This window comes from Rhodococcus artemisiae (genome assembly GCF_036327795.1).
Lineage (GTDB): Bacteria > Actinomycetota > Actinomycetes > Mycobacteriales > Mycobacteriaceae > Rhodococcus > Rhodococcus artemisiae.
Genome location: NZ_JAUTXY010000020.1, coordinates 65,169 through 85,238 on the forward strand (window position 1 = coordinate 65,169; position 20,070 = coordinate 85,238).

The window sequence follows — 20,070 nt, forward strand, 5'->3', positions numbered from 1 at the left end:
ATTCACCGTCCCCCGTCCGGCAGGGTTTCGGCACCGACACCGCTGATCTCGGTGATCGCCCACTCGTCGTTGCTGTCCATGCTGAGCCGGTAGGTCGCGGTGGACTGGATCCCTTCGGGCGCTTGAGCATTTGTGGTGCGCACGCTCACGAAGCAGTCCACCGTGTAGATCCCCTCAGGGCCGACCTCGGCCTTGGCCGTGATCGGGACCGCTGTGGACGCCCACTGCAGCGGCACGATGATCTGCTCCATCGAGGTTGCGGCTTTCGACAGGCGGTCATCGAGCGCAGGCGTTGTCCCTTCGACGAGCCTGCCACGCCACGCATCGATATCCCGGAAGTCCATCTCGGCGGCACCGACCGCGTAGTCGAGCGCAACCTGCTCTGCCTGCGCGCGTGCTGCGGCGTCAGCAAGGAGCGTGTCGCGTTCACTACGAACGTCGATCCAGAGCCAGCCGACGACGAGTAGTGCACCGACGAGCACTGTCCCCGCGGTTGCGACCAGGGCGCGTGATCGCGTCCACCGCTGTGTCGTTGTGTTGCTGATCTCGCGCAGCGGAGTCGGCGGGTTGTCGGTGGTGTCGATCATCTCTGTCGTGTCCATGGTGGTCCTCGTCGTCGTAGGTCGTGATGGTTCGCAGGCGGACAAGTCAGCTTCCGGGCACCTCCAGGTTCAGGGTCAGAGCGTCTCCGGATTCGGTGGAGGTGAGCACATTGGACAAGAGGGTGCCGATATCCATCGAGCGGATGCTGTTCGACGCCTCCGACACCGCGGGCAGCAGGTTGACGCCGAGGACCTCGAGGTCCGGGGCCGTGGCATCCAGAAACTTCTGGAGTTCACCGATGAACGGGCTCGCACCGAACTCGATTCCTGCGTTGAGTGGGCCTTTGTCGGAGGCGAATCGGATACCCGCGAGCAGATCGGTGAAGCCGCTTCCGAATTCCGCGACACGCGGCTGAGTTGCACGCAATCCTTCAGGGATGGATTCGCTGTCGAGCAGCAGGGGCTGAACCGTGCGGAGGAGCGTGGTGAACTGGTCCGAATTCTGGGTGAGGGTAGCTGCCATGAGATCACCCGCCCGCGTGATATTCCCGTGCACCCGCGGATCATCCGGTAGTGCGACATCGAGAGTACGGAAGATCTCGCGGACACCTTCCGGTTCGACCTGGGTGAGCAGGCCGGTGAGTCGCTCCGACAATTCTTCGAACGTGGTCGGTACGATGACCCGCTCGGTCGACACGACCGCGGCATCCTCGAGGTACGGCCCGGATCCTGTCTGCGGCCACACCGCGAGGAACGGCTCGCCGAGTGCCGACAGGTTGTCGAGTCGGATGGTGCTGTCCACGGCGATGGGCTGGTCTCGATCGTATTTCCACTCCACGTCGATGCCCTCTGCCGACGAGTCGACGTCGGTGACCTCACCGATTGCGATCCCTCGCAGCAGCACCCGAGACCCCACGACCAATCCGTTGGTGTCGGGCACTTCGACGCGCGCGGTGTACGTGTCCTCCATCAAGCCGGTCCGGAGTCCGGACTGACTCACATACACGAAGGACAGAGCTGCAATCACCACCATGCCGGTGACCGACAGTACAGTTCGCCGAATCATCTCACAGCTCCCAACATTCGTAGGATGTTCTCGGCATCGGAGACGAGTTGATTGCCGTCGGCCGACTCCACCGACACGATGTCCACCGACGGGTGCTGCGCAAACGGAATCAATGTCGTCCGAAGGAAATTGGACAGTTCTACAGCTGCCGAGGGAGCGTCGCGGGAAATGTCGGTCGTGTCGGCGAGCGATTCGAACATCGGTATGAGCCACAGGCCACCCTCGTACAGACTCCCTACGGACGGAAGGATCTGTCCGATGTGGGAGACGACGTCCACAGCAAGCCGTCGCCAGTAGTGCACCGTCGACGGGTCGAAGATCGTGGCGAGCGAATCGGCATTCTCGTCGAGCGTGACTGCGGTGGCGTTCACTCCGTCGAGCAAACGGTCGATCTCGGCCGTGCGACCGCCGAGGTCATCGAGGTCGACGGACACCACCGTCGCGAGACGCTCGATGTCGGGCACAGAAGGCATGACCTTGTTGACCTGCGCCATCACGTCCTCGATGCGGCGGATGCTTCCACCGTTGACGAAGGTCGCGAGCACCGCCATGGTGTCTTCGAGTTGTGGGGGCGAGGTGGTGCGGTTCTGCGGAACGGTCGCGCCTTCCGGTAGGTACTCCCCGGCGGCACCCTCGGGGTCACGCACGAGGGCGACGTAGGTGTCACCCAGAAGTGTGTTCTGGCGGACGATCGATCGGATGCTCTCCGGAACACGCGTGTCGGAACGGATTCCGGCAAGGACGGACACGCTGTCCTCGAGTATCTCGACACCGCGCACCTCACCTACGCGGACACCGTCCATGATGACGTCGGCACCACTCGGCAGGTTCATCACGCTGGCGAACTCGATCGAGATCTCGTATCCGTCCCCGATGCCGCCGCGTGCGGACGGGAGGTCTTCAGGAGACAGCGAGCACGCCGACGCGACGAGCACCAATGCGACCGCGGCCGCCGCCCGAAAGCCGCGCCCGATCGAGTTGGCCGTCATCGTGTCACTCCGTTCGCGCCGATCAGACCGATCAGACCCTCGGGTGAAAGCCGCGTGCCATCTCCCGATCGTGTGCAACTCCCCGGGCTCAAGGTCTCCAGTAGCCCGCACAGCCGTTCCGCGTCGGCATCACTGAGCGTCACCTGCGGTGCATCGAAGTCGACGGTCAGAGCACCGGCGTTCGTGGTCTGCTGATCCACGACCCCCGACAGTTCGGGCACCGAGGAGACCAGGCCGCTGATGTCACCGGCGCGACCGGCCGCGAGTGCGATGGCGTCGACAGCCGGACCGTGCACGAACGGCCAGATCTCGTCGCCGTAGTTGTTCTGGATGTCGTCGAGAAGTGCGACGACCCAGCCGATGCCCACGCACACGTCGATGGTGCCCGGCCACAGGTCGATACCGGCATCCACGATGTCGGGCATCACGTCGACGATGCGTGTGATCGCAGCCCATTCCACGAGCGCCTGTTCGGTCAGCGGCGCCATGTTCTCGATCGAGGCTCCGATATCGGCGACGAACCGGTCGGGGCTCTCCATCGCGTTCGCTGCGTGCTGCATCATCGTCCGCGCGTTCTCACCCTGCCCGCGCAGCGACTCGTTCAGCCCGGACACCGCCATCGAGACGGTGTCATCGCCGAGCTCGGGCGCCAGGGCATCGATGAAATCCGCCGCGGATCCGACCACCTCCGAAATCGTCTTCGGCGTGTGGCTGTTCTCCAGCGGGATACAGGACGACGGTGCGAGTGCCGGCCCCGACTCGTAGTTTCCGACGAGTTCGAGACTCCGGTCCGCGAGGATCGACTTCGAGCGCGTGACGGCCTTCACGTCCGCGGGGAAGGTACGCGCTCCATCGGTGGTGAACACGACCTCGACGTGGGAGCCCTTGTTCACGATGGACTCGACCTTCCCGACGGGAAAGCCCATCTGCGTGACCGGATTTCCTGCGTACAGGCCGACGCCGTCGGGCATCTCGGCGCAGAACCTACCGGCCTGCGCACGGTCGTGGTCCGGTTGTGCGGCCGTGACTCCGACACCGCACGACGACGCGATCGCGATGACCGTCAGTGCAATGGTTACCGACCTTCTCGTTCTCTTCACAACGGCCTGCCGTTCGTATCGACTCTGCAAGTGCTGATGGGTGCCACCGATTCCGTCAGCATCGGCGTCCCATCACGGGGATACAGATGTCCGATGCCATGAGGGTTCCGCCGCCGACAGCGGCCACGCCCTCGGGTGTCAGCCAGTTCGCGAGCTGGTCGCGGGTCGCGGTGAGGGCGTCGATCGACGGTCCCATGGTGGCGTTGAACTCCTCGATCATCGATCGCACCTGATCGATTCCTGCGGTGAGGTCGTCGCTGTGATCGAGGTAGTACTCCGCGTAGGGCGACACGGTCATCAGCACGTGTCCGAGAAGTCGGTAGGCCTCGTTGAATCCTGCGTGCGTGGTGTTGTAGGTCTGGAAGACGATGTCGATCTCACGGATCAGGTGGAAGACCATCTCGCGGCTGGCATTGAAGGTGGTCAGGTATTCAGAAGCGAGTTTCGCGACGGTCTGGACCTGGGTGCGCTGATGATCCATCACGCGGGCTACCGCGCTCATACCCGAGATCACCGATTCGACCGATCCGGGATTCTTCCGCAGCGCTTCGGCGACCTGCATGAGGTTGGCATCGATGTCCGCGCCGTCGACGTTCTCGGTGACATTCGGTACCGCCTGCAGGACATCCCCGATCGAATACGGCACGGTCACCTGACCGGAGGGGATCACCGACTCGCCCAGCGGCGTCTCCCCCAGCGGAACCAAGGTGACGGCGTACCCGCCGACCGGGGTCAGCATCCTGACTTCGACCCGTGAGCCGGTGCCGACGACCGTGTCGTCGTCGATTTCCATGGTGACGCGGACCGCCGTGTCACCGAGTTCCATATTCGACACCTTGCCGACGGACACACCGGCTACTCGCACATCCTGCCCAGTGGCGATCGCCGAAACGTCGGTCGTCTCGAACGCCACGGTCTTTCGTCCGGGCGGGTTCATGTACAGCACCGCCGTAGCGGTGAGTGCCAGGACAGCGACAATCGCGACGCAAGCACCGATCCGGGTGTCGCTCAGCCACGACGTCGTTCCGCCCCGGCTCTTTCCGGGTTTCACGGCGCGCATACGACGACCTCGCTCCCGTTGAGCAGGACCTGGACATCGGTCGGCAGCTGCGCGACCCCGTGAGTACATTCCGGTCCGGACCCGACGGGAGCGCCGGCCGGCAGCCGGAGTCCCGCTGCGGCGGGCGGCAGGAGCCGGATCGCGTCGGCTGCCTCTTCGAGCGACGCGAACGCTGTTGTCACCATCTCGTCGACGTTCGCGCCGGGACGGAGTCCGTAGGCATCGAGGAGTCGTTTGATGGGGGTGAGGAACTGCGGCCCGTAGGACGCGGTCTTGGGGAACTCGTCCAGCACTGTCATTGCCTTACCTATCGGAAAGCTCACTGATCGAAGGAATTCCACGACACCGTCGGACCGTCCGCCCATGCTGTCGGAGATTCGGGCCAGGTTGTCGGCGAGAGTCGAGATCACCCGTTCCCGGTCGGTCGCGAGGTCGGCAAGCTTCTGGGCGTCGTCCATCATGGGCCTCAGGCCTCCACCGTCGCCCTGCAGCAGCGCGAGTGCATTCTCAGTGAAGCGGTTGATGTCCTCGGTGCTCATTGTCGCGAGGACGGGCTGTAGTCCGTTGAACAGTTCCGTGATGTCGAACGAAGGACGGGTACTGCCGAGGTCGAGACGCTCGACGGGCGATCCCCGTTGCTCACCGAAGTCGGCGTCGATGTAGCGCACGCCGGTGAGGTTCTGGTACTTGACGGACAGCGTCGTGGTATCGGTCAGTTCGTACGGTTCTTCCATCGTGAAACGCACCTCGGCGATCGTGTTGCCGCCGCGGCGCTCCAGGTCGATGGATTCGACCTTGCCGATGCGCACACCTCGGGTGCGGATGTCACCGTTGGATCCGAGACCGGATACGTCGCTGAATTCCGCCGTGAAGGTGCGGGTGGGACCATCCACCGGGCTCCGCATCGCGCTGATGACGAGCCCACAGAGAATCACCGAGATAATTGCTGCAACAACCAGTTTGAGGATCGTCGCGAGGTATGTGGCGCGCGTGCTCATCGTCCGTCGTCCTCCTGTTCTGGAGCTGCTCCGAGACCGAGCGGCGCGGCAAAGGCGGGGAATCCGTCGACCAGGACGCGCAACCGGAGACGGTGGCCGTCCGGTGTGTCGACGAACGCCGAGTCCAGTCGGCGGATGATGTCCTGCGCCGCCTCGGCGGTCATGCCGCCGTTGACGAGATGCGGGAAAGTATCCGACGCAACAGCGATCGAGGTGACCAGAGGCGTAACCTCCTCTCCGTGCGAAGCCAGCAGGGCACCGGCCTGCCCGAACAGCTGGTTCGCGGCCAGCGTGAGACCTGCGTTCGCCTCGTCGAACACGGCGTCGTCGACCCCGATCGATCCGTCGGAGAGCCTGTTGTAGTTGCTGTCGTAGATGTTCATCAGCGATTCGATGGCCTGGTCGCTGAACCCGGGCATCGCGTCGAGGATGTCGTTGAAGTACGCGATCTGCGTGCTCGGAATCTCCTGCTGTGTCACTGCGACGCGATCCGCTACGAGTAGGCCGGTGTCGATCCACCCCGTGACCCCGTCGAGGTAGTGCACGGACTTGTCGAGGGAGGTGATCATGCTGTCGGTGAGGGTGCCGTCGATCGTGAGCGAACCCTGCTCGATCATCGTCGACATCGTGAAGTCACCTTCGGGTTCGCGCGCCAGGTGCATCCCTGACTCGAGGGGTGCACCGCCGGGCCGGGCAAGAATGTTCACTGCAGAAGTCCCGAAGTAGTTCTCCGGCCGGAAATCGAGTTGCAACTCATCGGTGAGGCCGGAGATCTGGTCCTCGTCGAACAGCAAACCCATCCGGACCGACTCGGATTCGGTGCGCTCGAGTGAGGTGACGAGGCCGACGGATTGCCCGCGCAACACAACCTTGGTGCCCTCGGCGACTCCAGGACCGACGTAGGAGACGTCGACAGCCACTTCGATTCCTTCCGGGGCAGTAATTTTCGGATACACGGTCGCGGCTCCCACGACTGCCACGCCCAGGAGCGCGATCGCGGCGGCACCCGTCGTGGCCAGCCTGCGAGACTGATCTGCGGCGGTTCCCCGCAGGAAGTCCTGGCTTCTCGACATGGTCATTTCCTCATCCCTTGAAGACCAGTTCCGGGCTCAATCCCCAGATGATCACCGTCATTACGAAATTCAGGACCACGATGGCAACCAGGCTCGCGCGAATCGCACGGCCCGATGCCGATCCGACACCGGCGGGTCCCCCCGATGCGAAGTATCCGTAGTAGCAATGAATCATCGTGACGACGGCGCAGAAGATCAGCGCCTTCCCTACGGAAGCCAGGAGGTCCGGCACATTCAGGAACTGCGCGAAGTAGTGATCGTACGTGCCGGTCGGTTGATCGTGGAAGGTCTTCACCACGACACCGCCGGTGAAGAACGCGACAACAAGAGCCATCAGGTATCCGGGCAACACGACGAGCATGCTGCCGATCAGGCGCGGGCCGACGACGAACGGAATGGCCTGCAGACCTATGGATTCGGTTGCGTCGATCTCTTCGGAGATGCGCATCGAACCGATCTCGGCGGTCATTCTGCAACCGGCCTGCGCAGCGAACCCGATGCCGGTGATGATCGGGGCGATCACCCGGACATTGCCGAACGAGCCGATGATCCCCGTCAGCGCTCCGAACCCGAGCAGATCGAAAGCCATGAACGCCTGGATAGCGACCACTGCACCGACCGCAATACCGAGGAAGAACATCAGGCTGATCACGCCGCCGTCGACGACCAGCGACCCGTTCCCCCAGGCCATGTTGTTCATGGTCGAGAGCGTTTGCTTCCGATAGTGCTTGACAGTCCTGGGCAGTAGGTAGAGCGTTCGTGCAGTGAACACGACGACCTGACCGATCTCCTCGACCATGCCCCGGATCTTGTTCACTGCCTTCACGAAGCGGGAAGACACGGCGGTCGGTTCTCCGGGCCCGCGATGCGCGGGATTCCCCGTCGTCATCACGCCAACCTGGCCGGGAAGAACATCATCTGCAGCTGGCTCACGACGAGGTTCGCCACGAAGATGCAGAAGACGCTCAGGACGACGGACGCGTTCACCGCATTGGCGACGCCGGTGGGGCCGCCTTTCGCCTCGAGTCCGCGTAGTCCGGCGATGATCACGACCATGGCCGCGAAGATCACAGACTTGAGCACCGAGAACACGAGGTCCGTGGGAGTCGCGAACGCACCGAACGACTGCCAGAAACTGCCCGGCACCACATCGTTGACGTTGGCCGAAATAATCAGGCCCGCGGCCACACCCGCAGCGATGATGATGATGCACAGCATCGGTGCGATGGCGAGCATCGCCAGGAAGCGCGGCACGACGAGACGCTGGACCGGGTCGATTCCCATGACTCGGATCGCCTCGATCTCCTCTCGGATGGATCGGGCACCGAGGTCGGACGCGATGGCCGACGCGGCGGCGCCGCTCATGAGCAATCCTGCTGCCATGGGTGCGCCCTGACCCACCACACCGAGTCCACTGGCGGCCCCCGCGAGGGAGTTGGCGCCGACCTGGTTCATGATTCCACCGACCTGCACCGACACTTCCGCCCCGATCGGGACCGCCATGAGGAGAGCCGGCAACGCGGTCACCTTGAGAAGGATCCACATCTGCTCGATCACTTCCCGAACGGGCAGGCGCATCGCGATAGTGTCGGTAACGCAGTAGCGCATCACATTTCCCGCGAGGCGCGTGGAGCGACCGATCGTCGCGAGCGAGGCAGAGGGCTTGGCGGACAGGTAACGTCCTACTCCGAGGACGGCAACCTTACCTCGGCTCGGGGCAGGCGCTGACGCGTCGTGGGGCGGACGTGCAAGTTGGGTACTCATCGTGCGATCACCTCGGTCGATGCGTCGGAGCCCGAATACGCGTCTGTGTACTGTGCGGAGTCGTACTGATCAGCGTCGAGACTCTGGAGGATCGCGTACTGCGCTGCCTCGGGCAGGGCATACAGGATCGAGCGGACCCTCTCCTGTCGACGCGCGACGGCCTGCCGTACCGGCATCCCCGGGGTGGCCTGCATCTGCGGCACGATGCCTTCCACATCCTCGACACCCCCTGCGTGATGACCGGAATCCACGAGTGCTTGCTCGTGGGCCATCTGCGCCTCGTCCTTTTCCTCCGACATTCCGATCGGACCGATCATCGTGCCGTTGAGAAACTGTCTGACCACCGGCTCGTCGGAGGTCAGCAGCACCTCGCGCGGACCGAACATGACAAGCTCGCGGCGGAACAGCATGCCGATGTTGTCGGGCACCGTGCGGGCCAGGTTGATGTTGTGCGACACGATGAGAACGGTCGCGTCGATTTCGGCGTTGATGTCGATCAGCGTCTGCGAGATGTATGTGGTACGAACCGGATCGAGGCCCGAGTCGGGCTCGTCCACGAGAATGATCTCGGGATCGAGCACGAGTGCGCGAGCAAGCCCGGCGCGCTTGCGCATGCCGCCGGAGATTTCGCCGGGCAGTTTGTCCTCCGCACCGATCAAGCCGACCAGTTCGAGCTTGCTCATGACGATTGTGCGGATATCGGATTCGGGCTTCTTCGTGTGCTCACGCAGCGGAAACGCGACATTGTCGTACAGGTTCATCGAACCGAACAGTGCACCGTCCTGGAACAGCACACCGAACAGTTTCCGGATCTCGTAGAGTTCCTTGCTCGAGCACTGCATGATATCGGTGCCGTCGATGACGATGGAGCCTTCCTCGGGGCGGAGCAGGCCGATCAGTGACTTGAGGAACACCGATTTTCCGGTGCCCGACGGTCCCAGCAGTGCGCTGACCTCACCGGAAGGAAGCGTCAGGGACACGTCCTTCCAAATCCGTTGAGACCCGAACGACTTCGTCAATCCTTCGACCGAGACCTCGACACCCATCGGTTCTCCTTCTGTCCGTCGCCCTCGTCGCGGCGTGCGCCATCGACAGCGTTGTCAGCGAATCATTCGGTGATGCATTTCGGGATCGACCGGCCGCGAGAAGTTCAAGGGCCGAGCGGCCGGACCCAATGTGACCAAAGTCCCTACGGCTGTTTACTGTGATGCAAACAACGAATTTTGTCAATCGTTGTTCGACGGTTTCCGGGCATCGAATTCAAGCCTCCGTCAACAGAATCGGACAACGTCGGACCAATCGGACAACATGGTCGATTCAGAGAATCCGTCGCGCGCGCATGTCGGTGAACACATCGCCGACACGCACTACATCACCCGTGGTGGGTGCGTGGACCATCTGCCCACCTCCGATGTAGATTCCGACGTGTCCGGGTCCTGCCGCCTGCCAGTTCCCGAAGACGAGGTCGCCGGGCAACGCCTCGCTCAGAGGGATTTCGGTTCCGACGTGCCACTGCGTTTCGGACGTACGAGGTAGCGAGATTCCGGTGGCCGCGTGCACCGCGAAGGATGTGAGGCCGGAACAGTCGAAGCCACCGCCGGAAGGTCCGTGGATGTTTCCACCTCCCCACACGTACGGCAGGCCCAGATAGCGTGATGCCTCGTCGATCACTCGCTGTCCCCCGTCTCCGATTGCAGGTAGACCGAGTGCGATGAACGGCGAGAGGACACGTTCGAAGATCGGGCGCGCGGACAAGATCTTCGCGACGTAGGGCTTCGTCTGATTCTCGTAGTCGGGCAGACCGGATGGCATTCCTCCGGATCGCAATACCGCTCCGAGGCCCGCGTTGTACGCAGCCAGTGTCAGCCCGAGAGTGTCGCCCATGACCCGGCCGTCGCGCTTCCACCCTTCGATCCGAGACCAGTTGTCGCACAAAAGCGCTCCGGATGCCATCACCGGATCTGCGATGCCGAGAACATCCGCCTTCCCGTCTCCGTCCGCATCCTTACCGTAGGCGTCCCACGTGCCGGGCATGAACTGGCCCGGGCCGCGAGCCCCTGCGGGCGATACAGGCGCACTCGGGCCGTGACGGAAGCCGTTCTCGACCGAGTAGAGCGCGGCGAGCACCGGCGCGGTGATCCCGTCGCAGATCTCACCCGCCTTCTTCAGCCACGGCGCGAACACCGCGACCGCACCGATCGGCGCCGGGGAAACCCCCGGGAGAACCGCCGGTATCCGAGGCAGCGACAGTCCACCCGTCGGATCGGGCGCCGCTTCGTGCGGAGCCGGCGCACCGAATCCCCACGGGTTGGGTCGGCCGGCGGGCGCCGCTACGACAGGCGCACCGGAGTCGGCATCGCCAATTCCCATGCCTGTATGGATATCCGGTTCCACGAAACCTATTTCGGGTATTCTCTCCTCGATACCCGCGACCGCGCGATCGGCTGTGTCGGCAACGATGTGCTCCACCGGTTCCCGGACGGGCTCAGGCAGTGTAGCGAGTGCAGCGTCGAGTTCGGCTCCGAGCTGTGCCGCACCCTGTTCGACAGATTCGGTGAACGTCCCCACGTGCTCGTCGACTTCGACCGGAAGGTCTGCCCCCAGCACAACTGCGTTGACAGCGGTCCCCAGCACCACGATCAATGACGATGGATCCACGGACATGGAAGGTCTCCTCTCGGAGCAACGACTCCCGCATTCTCGGTTGATATTCGGCGGCCGCAATTCTCGGATCACTGGTGCCGAACGAGCCGTCAACGCAGGAATGAATTGCACATTTCGCGCAAAATGCGCGAGTTCAAAGAAATGAAGTGGCAGCTCTTCTCACAGAAAATGCCCTACGAGCGAAATGGGCTACACGCCCGATTGAACCGAAACGATGCCCGGGAGAAGTAAATTGGTGAGCAATCGACGGTTTTCGGGCGAATCCGGAGAACCGGAAACCATACGGTCGGCGAGCATCAATTCGACAACAGTGATCCAATTGCAGATCTCTTTGTCGGTGAGTCCGTCGCGGATCTCGCCACGCTCACGCGCTGCGACGACCAGGGGGGCCCACATTTCATAGGTCAGTTGTGCCGCAAGGCTCGAACTTCCGATGAGCGCCGTCGTGCTGCTCACCTGATCCGGAGTCACGATCAGATGGATGGCCGGGTCGCGACGGCCTTTGTCGACGAGGTACAGGAGACCGTCGACAATCTGCTCGGCGAATGTCTTCCGATCCGCGACATACTCGCGGGTCTGCTCGAAGAGCCTGCGAGACCGGGCTTCGATCATTGCCGTCATCAGGGTGTCGCGGTCACGGAAGTAACGGTAGATCGTCGGCCGCGACACACCCGTTTCCTTCGCGACGTCGTCGATCGTCGTCTTGGCGACACCGAAACGCTGGATTGCCGCGTCGGCAGCGGTGAGAATCTGCGAGCGCGCGACCTCGGCATCGTCGCTGAGGACGCCGTGACGTCGCGCCATGTGCCCTCCTCAACGCCTCATCCGGGTTCAAGTGCCGAGAATACAGGAGTCGCCTTCCTTCGCTCGCCGGCACCGAGTTGCACTGCCGGCGAGCGGAGGCACTCACGTGGTGGGGGTGAACGTGATCGGCAGCCGCATGCAACCACGCACTTGGCTTGCATGCAGAATCGGCGGGTCCTCCGCGTTGAGGTCGTAATCGGGAATTCGCCGATGGATTTCTTCCAGAGCGAGCGACAGCTCGACCCGGGCGAGATGCGACCCCAGGCAGCGGTGCGGCCCACCACCGAAGGACAGGTGCCGGTTCGGGTGACGGTCGAGCTGCAACTCGTCGGCGTCATCGAACTCGTCGGCATCGCGATTCGCAGAGCACAACGTGAGAATCAACTGATCTCCCTTCTTGATCCGCACGCCACCTAGCTCGACGTCGCGCGTCGCACAGCGACCGGGGATCACCGCTGCCTCGATACGTAGGATCTCTTCCACCGCACTGGGAATCAGCGACTCGTCCTCGATCAGCGCCGCGCGCTGGTCCGGGTTGTTCACCAGATGGATGATCGACCATGCGAGAGAGCCCTGCACTGTGTGCAAACCGGCGATGAGAAGGAGGAAGAACATGCGGTAGAGCTCTTCATCGGTCAGCAATCTCTTGCCGTCCTCGAGCTCGACCTCGGTGTGGATCAGCGTCGAGGTGATGTCGTCGCCGGGATTCTCACGACGTTCCTGAACCATTTTGTGGAAGTATCCGAACATCTCGAACCCGGCGGCGACCTGAGCCTGCTGGTTTTCCTCTTCGCTCAGTCCGGGCTTACCCATGAGGACGGTGTCGGTCGCATCGGTGAACAGCGGTGCGTCGTCGAGGGGCCAGTCCATGAGCGCCAGGAACACGCGCGTGGGCAGTTCGTGGGCGAACGCCGAGATGAACTCGACCTCGCCCGCCGCCGCGAATTCGTCGATCAGTTCGTTGATGAGGGAACGGATCTGCTCTGTGAGCGCCTTCATCCGATTCGGGCTGAAGAGGGGCTGCATCGCGAGGCGATATCCGGTGTGCTCCGGGGGGTCGAGTTCGATGGGTATGAACTTGCCCATTCCGCCGGGGCCGGTGACGAGGTTGTTGGGGTAGCTGGAGAAGGTCTCCGGATCACGGAGGACTTCGTGGATCTCCTTGTAGCGCGTGACGATCCAATGCCCGCCGTGCGCTGTGGAGTACACGACCGGACCTTTGTCCGCCAGCTCACCCACCCGCTGCTGGACGTTGTCGACCGGCTGGGCGAGGGTCTGGTCGTAGATGTCGAAATCCACGACGAGCTCATCGGGTAGTGCCTGTTCAGTGGTTGTCATAGGTCATCCTCGAAGCGAAGTCCCTCAGCGGGATCGATGGTCGATACTCGTTCCGGGCACACATATTTCGGCGTTCACGACGAGCTGACGCGTCGAATGGACTGCGCCGGAGGGTCTTTGCAGAATCGCTGCACCGCGGCCGGTATGGCCGATCGGTCTCGGGCACTGCATCGAACGCCCGCTCTCGTGTGACCCACGTTACCGTCGTAGTACATGTTACGTCAATCGATATTTGTAAATTGACTCGAATTCGTTCGGTGGATTCCGCAATGCACGAAGGCCGGTGACTCCCTGATGGGAGGCACCGGCCTCGTTGCCCCTCGGGCGAGGACTACCACTCCCCGGGGTCGGACCCTAGCTACGGGCCTTGTTCTTCTCGAAGGCTGCTTCCGTGACAATGCTCGGCAGCAGAAAATTGGTGAGCATCCGCCGATTCTCCGGGTCTCCGTCGGAACTGAAATCCATCCGCCCGACGAGAATAAGTTCGACCAGCGCGATCCACTGGCAGATTTCCGCGTCGGTGAGCCCTTCCCGGATCTCTCCACGCCGACGTGCTTCGTCCAGCAGCGGTGCCCACATTTCCTGCGTCAAGCGAGCCGCAAGTCCAGTGCTGCCGACGAGTGCTGTCGCGAGGTCCATGTGCTCGGGGCTCACGATCAACCGAACGATCGGGTCCTGGCGACCGTGTTCGACGAGGAATACCAAGCCGTCCACCACCTGCTCCGCGAATGTCTCACGTTCTCGCAGATAGGCCCGCGCCTTGTCGAAAAGACGACGCGACCTTGCCTCGATCAACGCCGTGATCAGCGTGTCGCGGTCGCCGAAATACCGGTACACCGTCGGACGGGAAACACCGGCTTCCTTGGCGATATCGTCCATGGTGGTCTTCAGCACGCCGTATCGTCGAAAGACCGATTCCGCGGCCTTCAGGATCTGACCGCGCGCTGCCTCGGTGTCATCACTGAGGACATTCCCCCGCCTTCGCGCCATCTCGTCGCTCCTGAAGCCTCGCCGTACCGATTCGTACGGGCAATGATACAAGCTGTGGTATTTGTCATTGCGCCCGCTGCGGACAATTGGGCTCTCCGACGGCTGCCGGCGGCACCGTCGGAGAGCCCAGTTCGGAGAGGTAGTTACTCGAAGAGGTCCGGCAGACCTTCCGACACCCGGTTCGGGAACTTGGCGTCGCGCTTCTCCAAGAACGAGTCGACGCCTTCACGTGCGTCATCGGACGCACCTCGGACATAGACACCGATGGACTCGGCCTTGTGCGCTACTTCGGGGCCCGACGCCCCGAGCATCCGCCACATCAACTGGCGGGTCAGCGCCGCTGAGACCGGCGAGGTGCCCGACACGAGTTCGCGAGCAACCCCGAGGGCACGGTCGAGTACCTGATCTGTGGGTACGAGCTCGCGAACCAGGCCACGCTCGAGGGCTTCGGTGGCCGACACCGTCTTGCCGCCGACCGTCCACTCCACAGCGGTGGAGATCCCGACCGCGCGCGGGAGGAACCAGGTAGAGCATGCTTCCGGCACGATCCCGCGCCGAGTGAACACGAACGCGAACTTCGCCGCTTCCGAGGCGATCCGGATATCGGCAGGGAGGGTCATCGTGACACCGACGCCGGCCGCGGGACCGTTGATTGCGGCGATCACCGGCTTCAATGATCGGTAGATTCGCAGCGTGACCTGCCCGCCGGTATCGGCCGGCGCTCCTCCGGTAGCGGGATCGTCGTCGAGAGCGAACGTGTCACCGCCGGCCGCGAGATCGGCTCCCGCGCAGAATGCCCGTCCGGTTCCGGTGAGGACGACCGCGCGCACATCGTCGTCGGCGTCGGTCTCGTCGAAGATCTCGATGAGCCGATAGCACATCTCGTCGGTGAAGGCGTTGAGCCGATCGGGCCGGTTGAATCGAACAACGGCGATCTCCCCGTGCCGCTCGAGGACAACGGCATCGTCGGTTCCGGTCTGAGTCACAGGGGCCTCTTTCTGCAGGTCGGTGTCAGCGCACCTTGTCGAATCGTTCGGACACATCCCGGTACTCGGACCGGATCGCCGTCTTCGACAGCTTGCCACTGGGGAGTCGCGGCAGCGGCTCGTCCCGGATCACGACGTAGCGCGGAACCTTGTAGTCGGCCACCAGCCGGTCGCAGTGCTCGACGATGGTCGCGGCGTCGACCCCGTCCTCCACGGTGACTATGGCTGCCGGAGTTTCGCCGAACCGATCATCGGTCGCCGCGATGACCGCGACCTCCACGACACCCGGGATCTGACTGATCACACGCTCGATCTCGACAGGCGAGATGTTGATGCCACCCGTGATGATGAGGTCCTTGAGCCGGTCGACGAACTTGACGCGCCCGGATTCGTCGAGGGTGCCGAGGTCGCCGCTGTGAAGCCAGCCGTCGCGCAGCGCCGTCGCCGTGGACTCGGGGTCGTTCCAATAGCCGGGCGTCACGCCGGGGCCGCTGAGCAGGATCTCGCCTTCTTCGCCGGGCGCAGCATCTGTGCCATCGTCGCGGACTACTTTCATTTCCGTGAAGATCGAACCTGACCCGCAGGAATCCGGGTGGTCGAAGGCTTCGGACACGAGAGTCGCGGTCGCGACGCCACCTGCTTCGGTCATGCCGTAGATCTGACGCAACGCAACTCCCTTGTCGGCCCACCTCTTCAGCAGGTCCGGGGCGACTGCGGCACCACCGACAATCGCGGTGCGCAGCGATGACACGTCGGCGTTCTCGAATTCGGGTGCGCGGGAGATCGCTTCGAAGATCAGCGGGACACCGAACAGTGCTTGCACCTTATGCTCACCGAGCAGTTTCGCGGCACGGTTCGGATCGAGTTCCTTCTCGATGATCAGGGTGCCGCCGAGGACAGTGGTCATCACCAGACCCCACACGAGACCAGGGGTGAACACGAGAGGCAACACCAGCAACGAGGTGGACCCCGGCCGAAACCCTTCTTCGGTGAGGGTCGCTTCGAAGACGATGTTGAGCAACGTCCGGTTGGTGCAGACGACACCCTTCGACAACCCCGTGGAGCCACTGGTGAACAGCAGCGCAGTGGGGTCGTCGGGGGAGAGATCGATCCGGAAGTTCTCGGGCCCGCCGTCGCGCAACCCCGCGAGTTCGGCGAAGACGACAGTCTCGTACGGCTCACCGAGTTGCCGCGCTGCCTCGACCGTCTCGGCGAATTCCTCCGGAGCAATGACGAGGACGGCGCCCGCGTCGTCGACGAGTTTGCGGAGTTCGGCGGGCTTGAAGCGGGGGTTCAAGGGAATGAGAACCGCACCGGCTTTGAGTACACCGAGTGCCACCACAGGCCACATGAGCGAGTTCGGGCCGAGCACTCCGACGCGCTGGCCGGGCTTGATTCCCCGAGCGACGATCATGCGCGCGATGCGACCGGACCAGTCCTGGAGTTCCCGGTAGGTCAGAGCTTCACCTGCGACGATGATCGCGTTCTGCTCCCCCTTGGTCTTCGCCCACCAATGTAGTGCCGAGCCGACGGTGGCAGCCATGTGTCTTGCCTTTCCCTTGCCGGAAAGAATCCGAATGAGGTGTGTCTGCAAAGTTTTTCAGCGCGAATGAATCGAGGGACGTTACCCCGCGCGTCGCGTCCGACCAGGATATCGACATCCCGATGAGACGTCAATCAAATTTTGTAAATTGCCAAATTCTACTGGTGGCCGCGACAAGCGCGGCGCTCGCCGCTGTGACTCCGCCGACTACGAACGCAGCCACGAACGCACGTTCGGAGGGAATGTCGGTGCCCGCGATCGTGATGGTCGCGAGCAGCATTCCCACGAGCGCGCTCGCCAGAGAACTTCCGAATGTCCTTGCAATTGCATTGATACCGTTCGCAACACCCGTGTCGTGCAGTGACACATGATCGATCAGCATCGCCGGTAACGCGCCGTATGCCACGCTGACGAAGACGTTGAGGACCGCAACCGCGATGATCATCTGCCACGTATGACTGTGGGCGAAGATGAGAAAGCTGAACCCACCGACCCCGATGGCGCACGCCACGAGAAGCACTCGGTCGGCGCGGAATCGCCGAACCAGCAATCCGCTCACGGCGGCCGCGGTGACGCCCACGATCTGCCCGGGTAGTAGGTACACCAGACTCGTCTCGAGGACCGACGCGCCGAATCCGTACCCGGATTCCCCTGGGTCGACCTGCACGAACATCGCGATCGCGAGGAACTGGATGAACATCGATATACCCACGAGGAAGGCGGCGAGATGAGCCGGGGCAACTGTTCTGGCAGTGAGGAGCATCGGAGCGATCAGCGGCACATCGAACCGCCGCTCGTGCCAGTACCAGAGCCCGAGCACAAGGACACCTGCAACCGCGCAGCAGATCGTCGGCAACGACACCCAGCCCCAGGTCTCCCCCTGCGCAAGTGCCACCAGCAGCGCGGAGAGACCGATCGCGAGTCCGGCCGCGCCCCAGAAATCGGTGCCGCCGCCGCGACCTGATCCGGGCGAGGAAGGAACCACCCACCATGCGACGACAAGAGCGGCCACCGCGAGGGCGACCAACAGCCAGAACACGCGACGATAGTCGTCACCGTCGCGGTACAACAGCCCCGCAGCGATCATTCCAGCGCCGCCACCGACGCTCATCGTCCCCGACATCACCCCGAGTCCAGCGGTGAGCCGATCCGCCCCGAGAGCACCACGCAGTACCGCGACACCGATCGGGAACAATGCGAACGACGTCCCCTGCAGCACACGCCCGACGATCAGTACCGGCAACGAATCCCACGCGACACACAACAGCGAGCCCACGAGGACGACACAGAGGACTCCGAGCAACACCTTCCGCGGTCCGCGTCGATCAGCAAGCCGCCCCAGGAGCGGCGTACAGACCGTGGCCGCAAGGAGGTTCGCCGTCACGATCCATCCGGCAGCATTCGCACCCACGCCGAGTTGTGCCGTGATGGCCGGCATCAGCGGCACGACGGCAGTCTGCATGACCGCGGTGATCATCACGACGAAGCAGAGCGCGGGGATCAGCACACCGGGTGAAGCACCGCGCTTGCGCTCACGCACCCTGGGGGCGGCGAGACTTCGGGTCACCATCGGGGGCCCACTACAGATCAAGAGTCAGCTTGGCTGTGCAACTCCGCGAAACACAGATCATCATGCAATTGTTCTCAGCCTGCTCGTCTTCCGTCAGAACCGAGTCGCGATGATCGGGAATCCCTTCCAACACAGCGGTTTCACATGTGCCGCAGGTCCCTTCTCTGCAGGAGAACGGAACATCGATACCCGAGCGGAGCACCGCATCGAGCAACGTCTCGTTCGCATCGACCGCTACCGTCGTGCCCGACTGCCGGAGTTCCACTTCGAAGGTGTCGTCCAGTGCATCTGCCGGCCGCTCCTTTGCGGCAAACCGTTCGACGTGCAGAGTGACACCCGAACGGCCACGGCACTCGTTCTCGATGGCCTGCAGCAACGGCTCCGGGCCGCAGCAGTACACGCCGGTGCCCTCGTCGAGCGCATCGAGCGCCGCGGCCAGGTCGAGATGGCCGTATTCGTCCTGGGGCCGAAGTTCGACCCGGTCGGGGTACTCAGCAACGAGATCCTCGGCGAACGCCATGCTTGCTCGAGTCCGCCCGCCGTACAACAAGCGCCAATCCGCCCCCGAGGCGTCGGCGGCGCGCAACATCGGCAGCATGGGAGTGATGCCGATACCGCCCGCGACGAAGAGGTACGACGGCGCGGATTCGAGCGTGAAGTTGTTACGGGGACCCGCGATGCTGACGAGGTCGCCGATCTGCAGGGAGTCGTGCACCCAGCGCGATCCGCCGCGGCCACTGTCCTCACGGAGCACCGCGACTGCCAGGCACGTGTCGTCTGCGGGGTCGCCGCACAGGGAATACTGCCGGACCGTCGACTCGTCGATGATGACGTCGATGTGTGATCCCGGCTCCCATGCGGGAACGCAGCCTCCGTCGGGGTCGGCAAATCGCACCATGACGACACCTTCTGCAAGCACGTCCTTACCGATCACCTGCATCTTGGTCTGCTCCGAATCGGTTTTCGCGACCATCGTGTTCTCGCTCCCCTGGACTTCACCTACCATCTAATCTTAAGTAATTAGGTTTAGGGGACGCAAGGCCCACCACCGAATACCGCCACACAACACCGGGAGAATGCAACATGACCTCGACAGATGCCGCACACCACACAGGCTCGATCATCGACCTCTTCAGGCTCGACGGGTCCATCGCCGTCGTCACCGGCGCCGGAAGCGGCCTCGGAGCAGGGTTCGCACGAGCACTCGCGGAGGCCGGGGCGGACGTGGTGATCGCCGCGCGCCGTCGTGAAAAACTGGAGTCGGTCGCCCAGACCGTGGAGGCCGCCGGGCGTCGCTGCCTCGTCGTCCCCACCGACGTCACCGATCCAGGGCAATGTGAGACGCTCGCCGAGGCCACGATCGCCGAGTTCGGGCGACTCGACATCTTGATCAACAATGCCGGCGTCACACACTCCGCACCCGCCACGCGCGAGCGCCCCGAGGATTTTCGTGCCTTACAGAGGTTTCGGTAATTGAGTTAGTGGTGGTCACAGGGAAAGCCCGGTGTGATCGAGGAAGCCGTGGCACAGGTCGTAGTTCGACCCGATCCGGACCAGCCCGGCTTCGGTCGCCACGCGAACTT

18 protein-coding genes and 1 pseudogene are annotated in these 20,070 nt (G+C 63.3%); 1 reads left to right on the plus strand and 18 read right to left on the minus strand.

The genetic code is table 11. The annotated features are described in order from the left end of the window. Nucleotides 1-2: 2 nt before the first annotated feature. The 18 genes from Q7514_RS29535 to Q7514_RS29620 all read right to left on the minus strand — a co-directional run bounded on the left by Q7514_RS29535 (nucleotide 3) and on the right by Q7514_RS29620 (nucleotide 19,460). A complete protein-coding gene (locus Q7514_RS29535) occupies nucleotides 3-602 on the minus strand; it encodes a hypothetical protein (RefSeq protein WP_330136812.1) in 600 nt (199 codons plus the stop codon). Nucleotides 603-648: 46 nt separating this feature from the next. Then, a complete protein-coding gene (locus tag Q7514_RS29540) occupies nucleotides 649-1,608 on the minus strand; it encodes an MlaD family protein (RefSeq protein WP_330136813.1) in 960 nt (319 codons plus the stop codon). Further along, nucleotides 1,605-2,597 (minus strand): MlaD family protein, encoded by a 993-nt coding sequence (locus Q7514_RS29545; protein WP_330136814.1) that lies wholly within the window; start codon nucleotides 2,595-2,597, stop codon nucleotides 1,605-1,607. Before Q7514_RS29545 ends, Q7514_RS29540 begins: the two co-directional genes overlap by 4 nt. Then, a complete protein-coding gene (locus tag Q7514_RS29550) occupies nucleotides 2,594-3,697 on the minus strand; it encodes an MlaD family protein (protein ID WP_330136815.1) in 1,104 nt (367 codons plus the stop codon). Before Q7514_RS29550 ends, Q7514_RS29545 begins: the two co-directional genes overlap by 4 nt. 55 nt (nucleotides 3,698-3,752) lie before the next feature. Next, nucleotides 3,753-4,757, minus strand: coding sequence for an MlaD family protein (locus Q7514_RS29555; protein ID WP_330136816.1), 1,005 nt, complete (start codon nucleotides 4,755-4,757; stop codon nucleotides 3,753-3,755). Then, the gene (locus Q7514_RS29560) at nucleotides 4,745-5,755 is read right to left on the minus strand and encodes an MlaD family protein (protein ID WP_330136817.1); all 1,011 of its coding nucleotides are present in this window, start codon (nucleotides 5,753-5,755) and stop codon (nucleotides 4,745-4,747) included. Before Q7514_RS29560 ends, Q7514_RS29555 begins: the two co-directional genes overlap by 13 nt. Next, entirely contained in the window at nucleotides 5,752-6,828 is a 1,077-nt protein-coding gene (locus Q7514_RS29565) for an MlaD family protein (protein WP_330136818.1), read from the minus strand. The genes Q7514_RS29560 and Q7514_RS29565 overlap by 4 nt, the downstream gene beginning before the upstream one ends. Nucleotides 6,829-6,838: 10 nt before the next feature. Next, entirely contained in the window at nucleotides 6,839-7,627 is a 789-nt protein-coding gene (locus Q7514_RS29570) for an MlaE family ABC transporter permease (RefSeq protein ID WP_330136831.1), read from the minus strand. An 89-nt stretch (nucleotides 7,628-7,716) separates the two neighbouring features. Further along, on the minus strand, nucleotides 7,717-8,436 hold the full coding sequence (locus tag Q7514_RS29575; RefSeq protein ID WP_330136832.1) for an ABC transporter permease: 720 nt from the start codon (nucleotides 8,434-8,436) through the stop codon (nucleotides 7,717-7,719). 152 nt (nucleotides 8,437-8,588) lie between these two features. Further along, entirely contained in the window at nucleotides 8,589-9,638 is a 1,050-nt protein-coding gene (locus Q7514_RS29580) for an ABC transporter ATP-binding protein (protein ID WP_330136819.1), read from the minus strand. A gap of 271 nt (nucleotides 9,639-9,909) precedes the next feature. Next, entirely contained in the window at nucleotides 9,910-11,256 is a 1,347-nt protein-coding gene (locus tag Q7514_RS29585) for an NlpC/P60 family protein (protein WP_330136820.1), read from the minus strand. Nucleotides 11,257-11,445: 189 nt separating this feature from the next. Then, complete coding sequence (locus tag Q7514_RS29590; protein WP_330136821.1) at nucleotides 11,446-12,060, minus strand: TetR/AcrR family transcriptional regulator; 615 nt, start codon at nucleotides 12,058-12,060, stop codon at nucleotides 11,446-11,448. Between the two features lie 102 nt (nucleotides 12,061-12,162). Then, nucleotides 12,163-13,398, minus strand: coding sequence for a cytochrome P450 (locus tag Q7514_RS29595; RefSeq protein ID WP_330136822.1), 1,236 nt, complete (start codon nucleotides 13,396-13,398; stop codon nucleotides 12,163-12,165). Nucleotides 13,399-13,752: 354 nt separating this feature from the next. Further along, on the minus strand, nucleotides 13,753-14,388 hold the full coding sequence (locus Q7514_RS29600; protein WP_330136823.1) for a TetR/AcrR family transcriptional regulator: 636 nt from the start codon (nucleotides 14,386-14,388) through the stop codon (nucleotides 13,753-13,755). Between the two features lie 143 nt (nucleotides 14,389-14,531). Beyond that, nucleotides 14,532-15,374: an enoyl-CoA hydratase-related protein gene (locus Q7514_RS29605; protein WP_330136824.1), complete on the minus strand. Its 843-nt coding sequence runs from the start codon at nucleotides 15,372-15,374 to the stop codon at nucleotides 14,532-14,534. A 25-nt stretch (nucleotides 15,375-15,399) separates the two neighbouring features. Continuing rightward, complete coding sequence (locus Q7514_RS29610) at nucleotides 15,400-16,917, minus strand: class I adenylate-forming enzyme family protein (protein WP_330136825.1); 1,518 nt, start codon at nucleotides 16,915-16,917, stop codon at nucleotides 15,400-15,402. Nucleotides 16,918-17,047: 130 nt separating this feature from the next. Further along, nucleotides 17,048-18,487 carry an MFS transporter gene (locus tag Q7514_RS29615; RefSeq protein ID WP_330136826.1) on the minus strand — a complete coding sequence of 480 codons (1,440 nt, stop codon included), beginning with the start codon at nucleotides 18,485-18,487 and terminating at the stop codon, nucleotides 17,048-17,050. A 10-nt stretch (nucleotides 18,488-18,497) separates the two neighbouring features. Beyond that, nucleotides 18,498-19,460 (minus strand): PDR/VanB family oxidoreductase, encoded by a 963-nt coding sequence (locus Q7514_RS29620; RefSeq protein ID WP_330136833.1) that lies wholly within the window; start codon nucleotides 19,458-19,460, stop codon nucleotides 18,498-18,500. 110 nt (nucleotides 19,461-19,570) lie between these two features. Here Q7514_RS29620 and Q7514_RS29625 point away from each other — a divergent pair. After that, a pseudogene (locus tag Q7514_RS29625) lies at nucleotides 19,571-19,945 on the plus strand (SDR family NAD(P)-dependent oxidoreductase); the annotation flags it as partial. Nucleotides 19,946-20,070 lie beyond the last annotated feature (125 nt).

What these genes read in the sequence shown, in the direction of transcription:
- Q7514_RS29535 (WP_330136812.1), bottom strand. Translation starts at nt 602, where the DNA reads ATGGACACGACAGAGATGATCGACACCACCGACAACCCGCCGACTCCG.
- Q7514_RS29540 (WP_330136813.1), bottom strand. Translation starts at nt 1,608, where the DNA reads ATGATTCGGCGAACTGTACTGTCGGTCACCGGCATGGTGGTGATTGCA.
- Q7514_RS29545 (WP_330136814.1), bottom strand. Translation starts at nt 2,597, where the DNA reads ATGACGGCCAACTCGATCGGGCGCGGCTTTCGGGCGGCGGCCGCGGTC.
- Q7514_RS29555 (WP_330136816.1), bottom strand. Translation starts at nt 4,757, where the DNA reads ATGCGCGCCGTGAAACCCGGAAAGAGCCGGGGCGGAACGACGTCGTGG.
- Q7514_RS29560 (WP_330136817.1), bottom strand. Translation starts at nt 5,755, where the DNA reads ATGAGCACGCGCGCCACATACCTCGCGACGATCCTCAAACTGGTTGTT.
- Q7514_RS29565 (WP_330136818.1), bottom strand. Translation starts at nt 6,828, where the DNA reads ATGTCGAGAAGCCAGGACTTCCTGCGGGGAACCGCCGCAGATCAGTCT.
- Q7514_RS29570 (WP_330136831.1), bottom strand. Translation starts at nt 7,627, where the DNA reads ATGGTCGAGGAGATCGGTCAGGTCGTCGTGTTCACTGCACGAACGCTC.
- Q7514_RS29575 (WP_330136832.1), bottom strand. Translation starts at nt 8,436, where the DNA reads ATGCGCTACTGCGTTACCGACACTATCGCGATGCGCCTGCCCGTTCGG.
- Q7514_RS29580 (WP_330136819.1), bottom strand. Translation starts at nt 9,638, where the DNA reads ATGGGTGTCGAGGTCTCGGTCGAAGGATTGACGAAGTCGTTCGGGTCT.
- Q7514_RS29585 (WP_330136820.1), bottom strand. Translation starts at nt 11,256, where the DNA reads ATGTCCGTGGATCCATCGTCATTGATCGTGGTGCTGGGGACCGCTGTC.
- Q7514_RS29590 (WP_330136821.1), bottom strand. Translation starts at nt 12,060, where the DNA reads ATGGCGCGACGTCACGGCGTCCTCAGCGACGATGCCGAGGTCGCGCGC.
- Q7514_RS29595 (WP_330136822.1), bottom strand. Translation starts at nt 13,398, where the DNA reads ATGACAACCACTGAACAGGCACTACCCGATGAGCTCGTCGTGGATTTC.
- Q7514_RS29600 (WP_330136823.1), bottom strand. Translation starts at nt 14,388, where the DNA reads ATGGCGCGAAGGCGGGGGAATGTCCTCAGTGATGACACCGAGGCAGCG.
- Q7514_RS29610 (WP_330136825.1), bottom strand. Translation starts at nt 16,917, where the DNA reads ATGGCTGCCACCGTCGGCTCGGCACTACATTGGTGGGCGAAGACCAAG.
- Q7514_RS29615 (WP_330136826.1), bottom strand. Translation starts at nt 18,487, where the DNA reads ATGGTGACCCGAAGTCTCGCCGCCCCCAGGGTGCGTGAGCGCAAGCGC.
- Q7514_RS29620 (WP_330136833.1), bottom strand. Translation starts at nt 19,460, where the DNA reads ATGGTCGCGAAAACCGATTCGGAGCAGACCAAGATGCAGGTGATCGGT.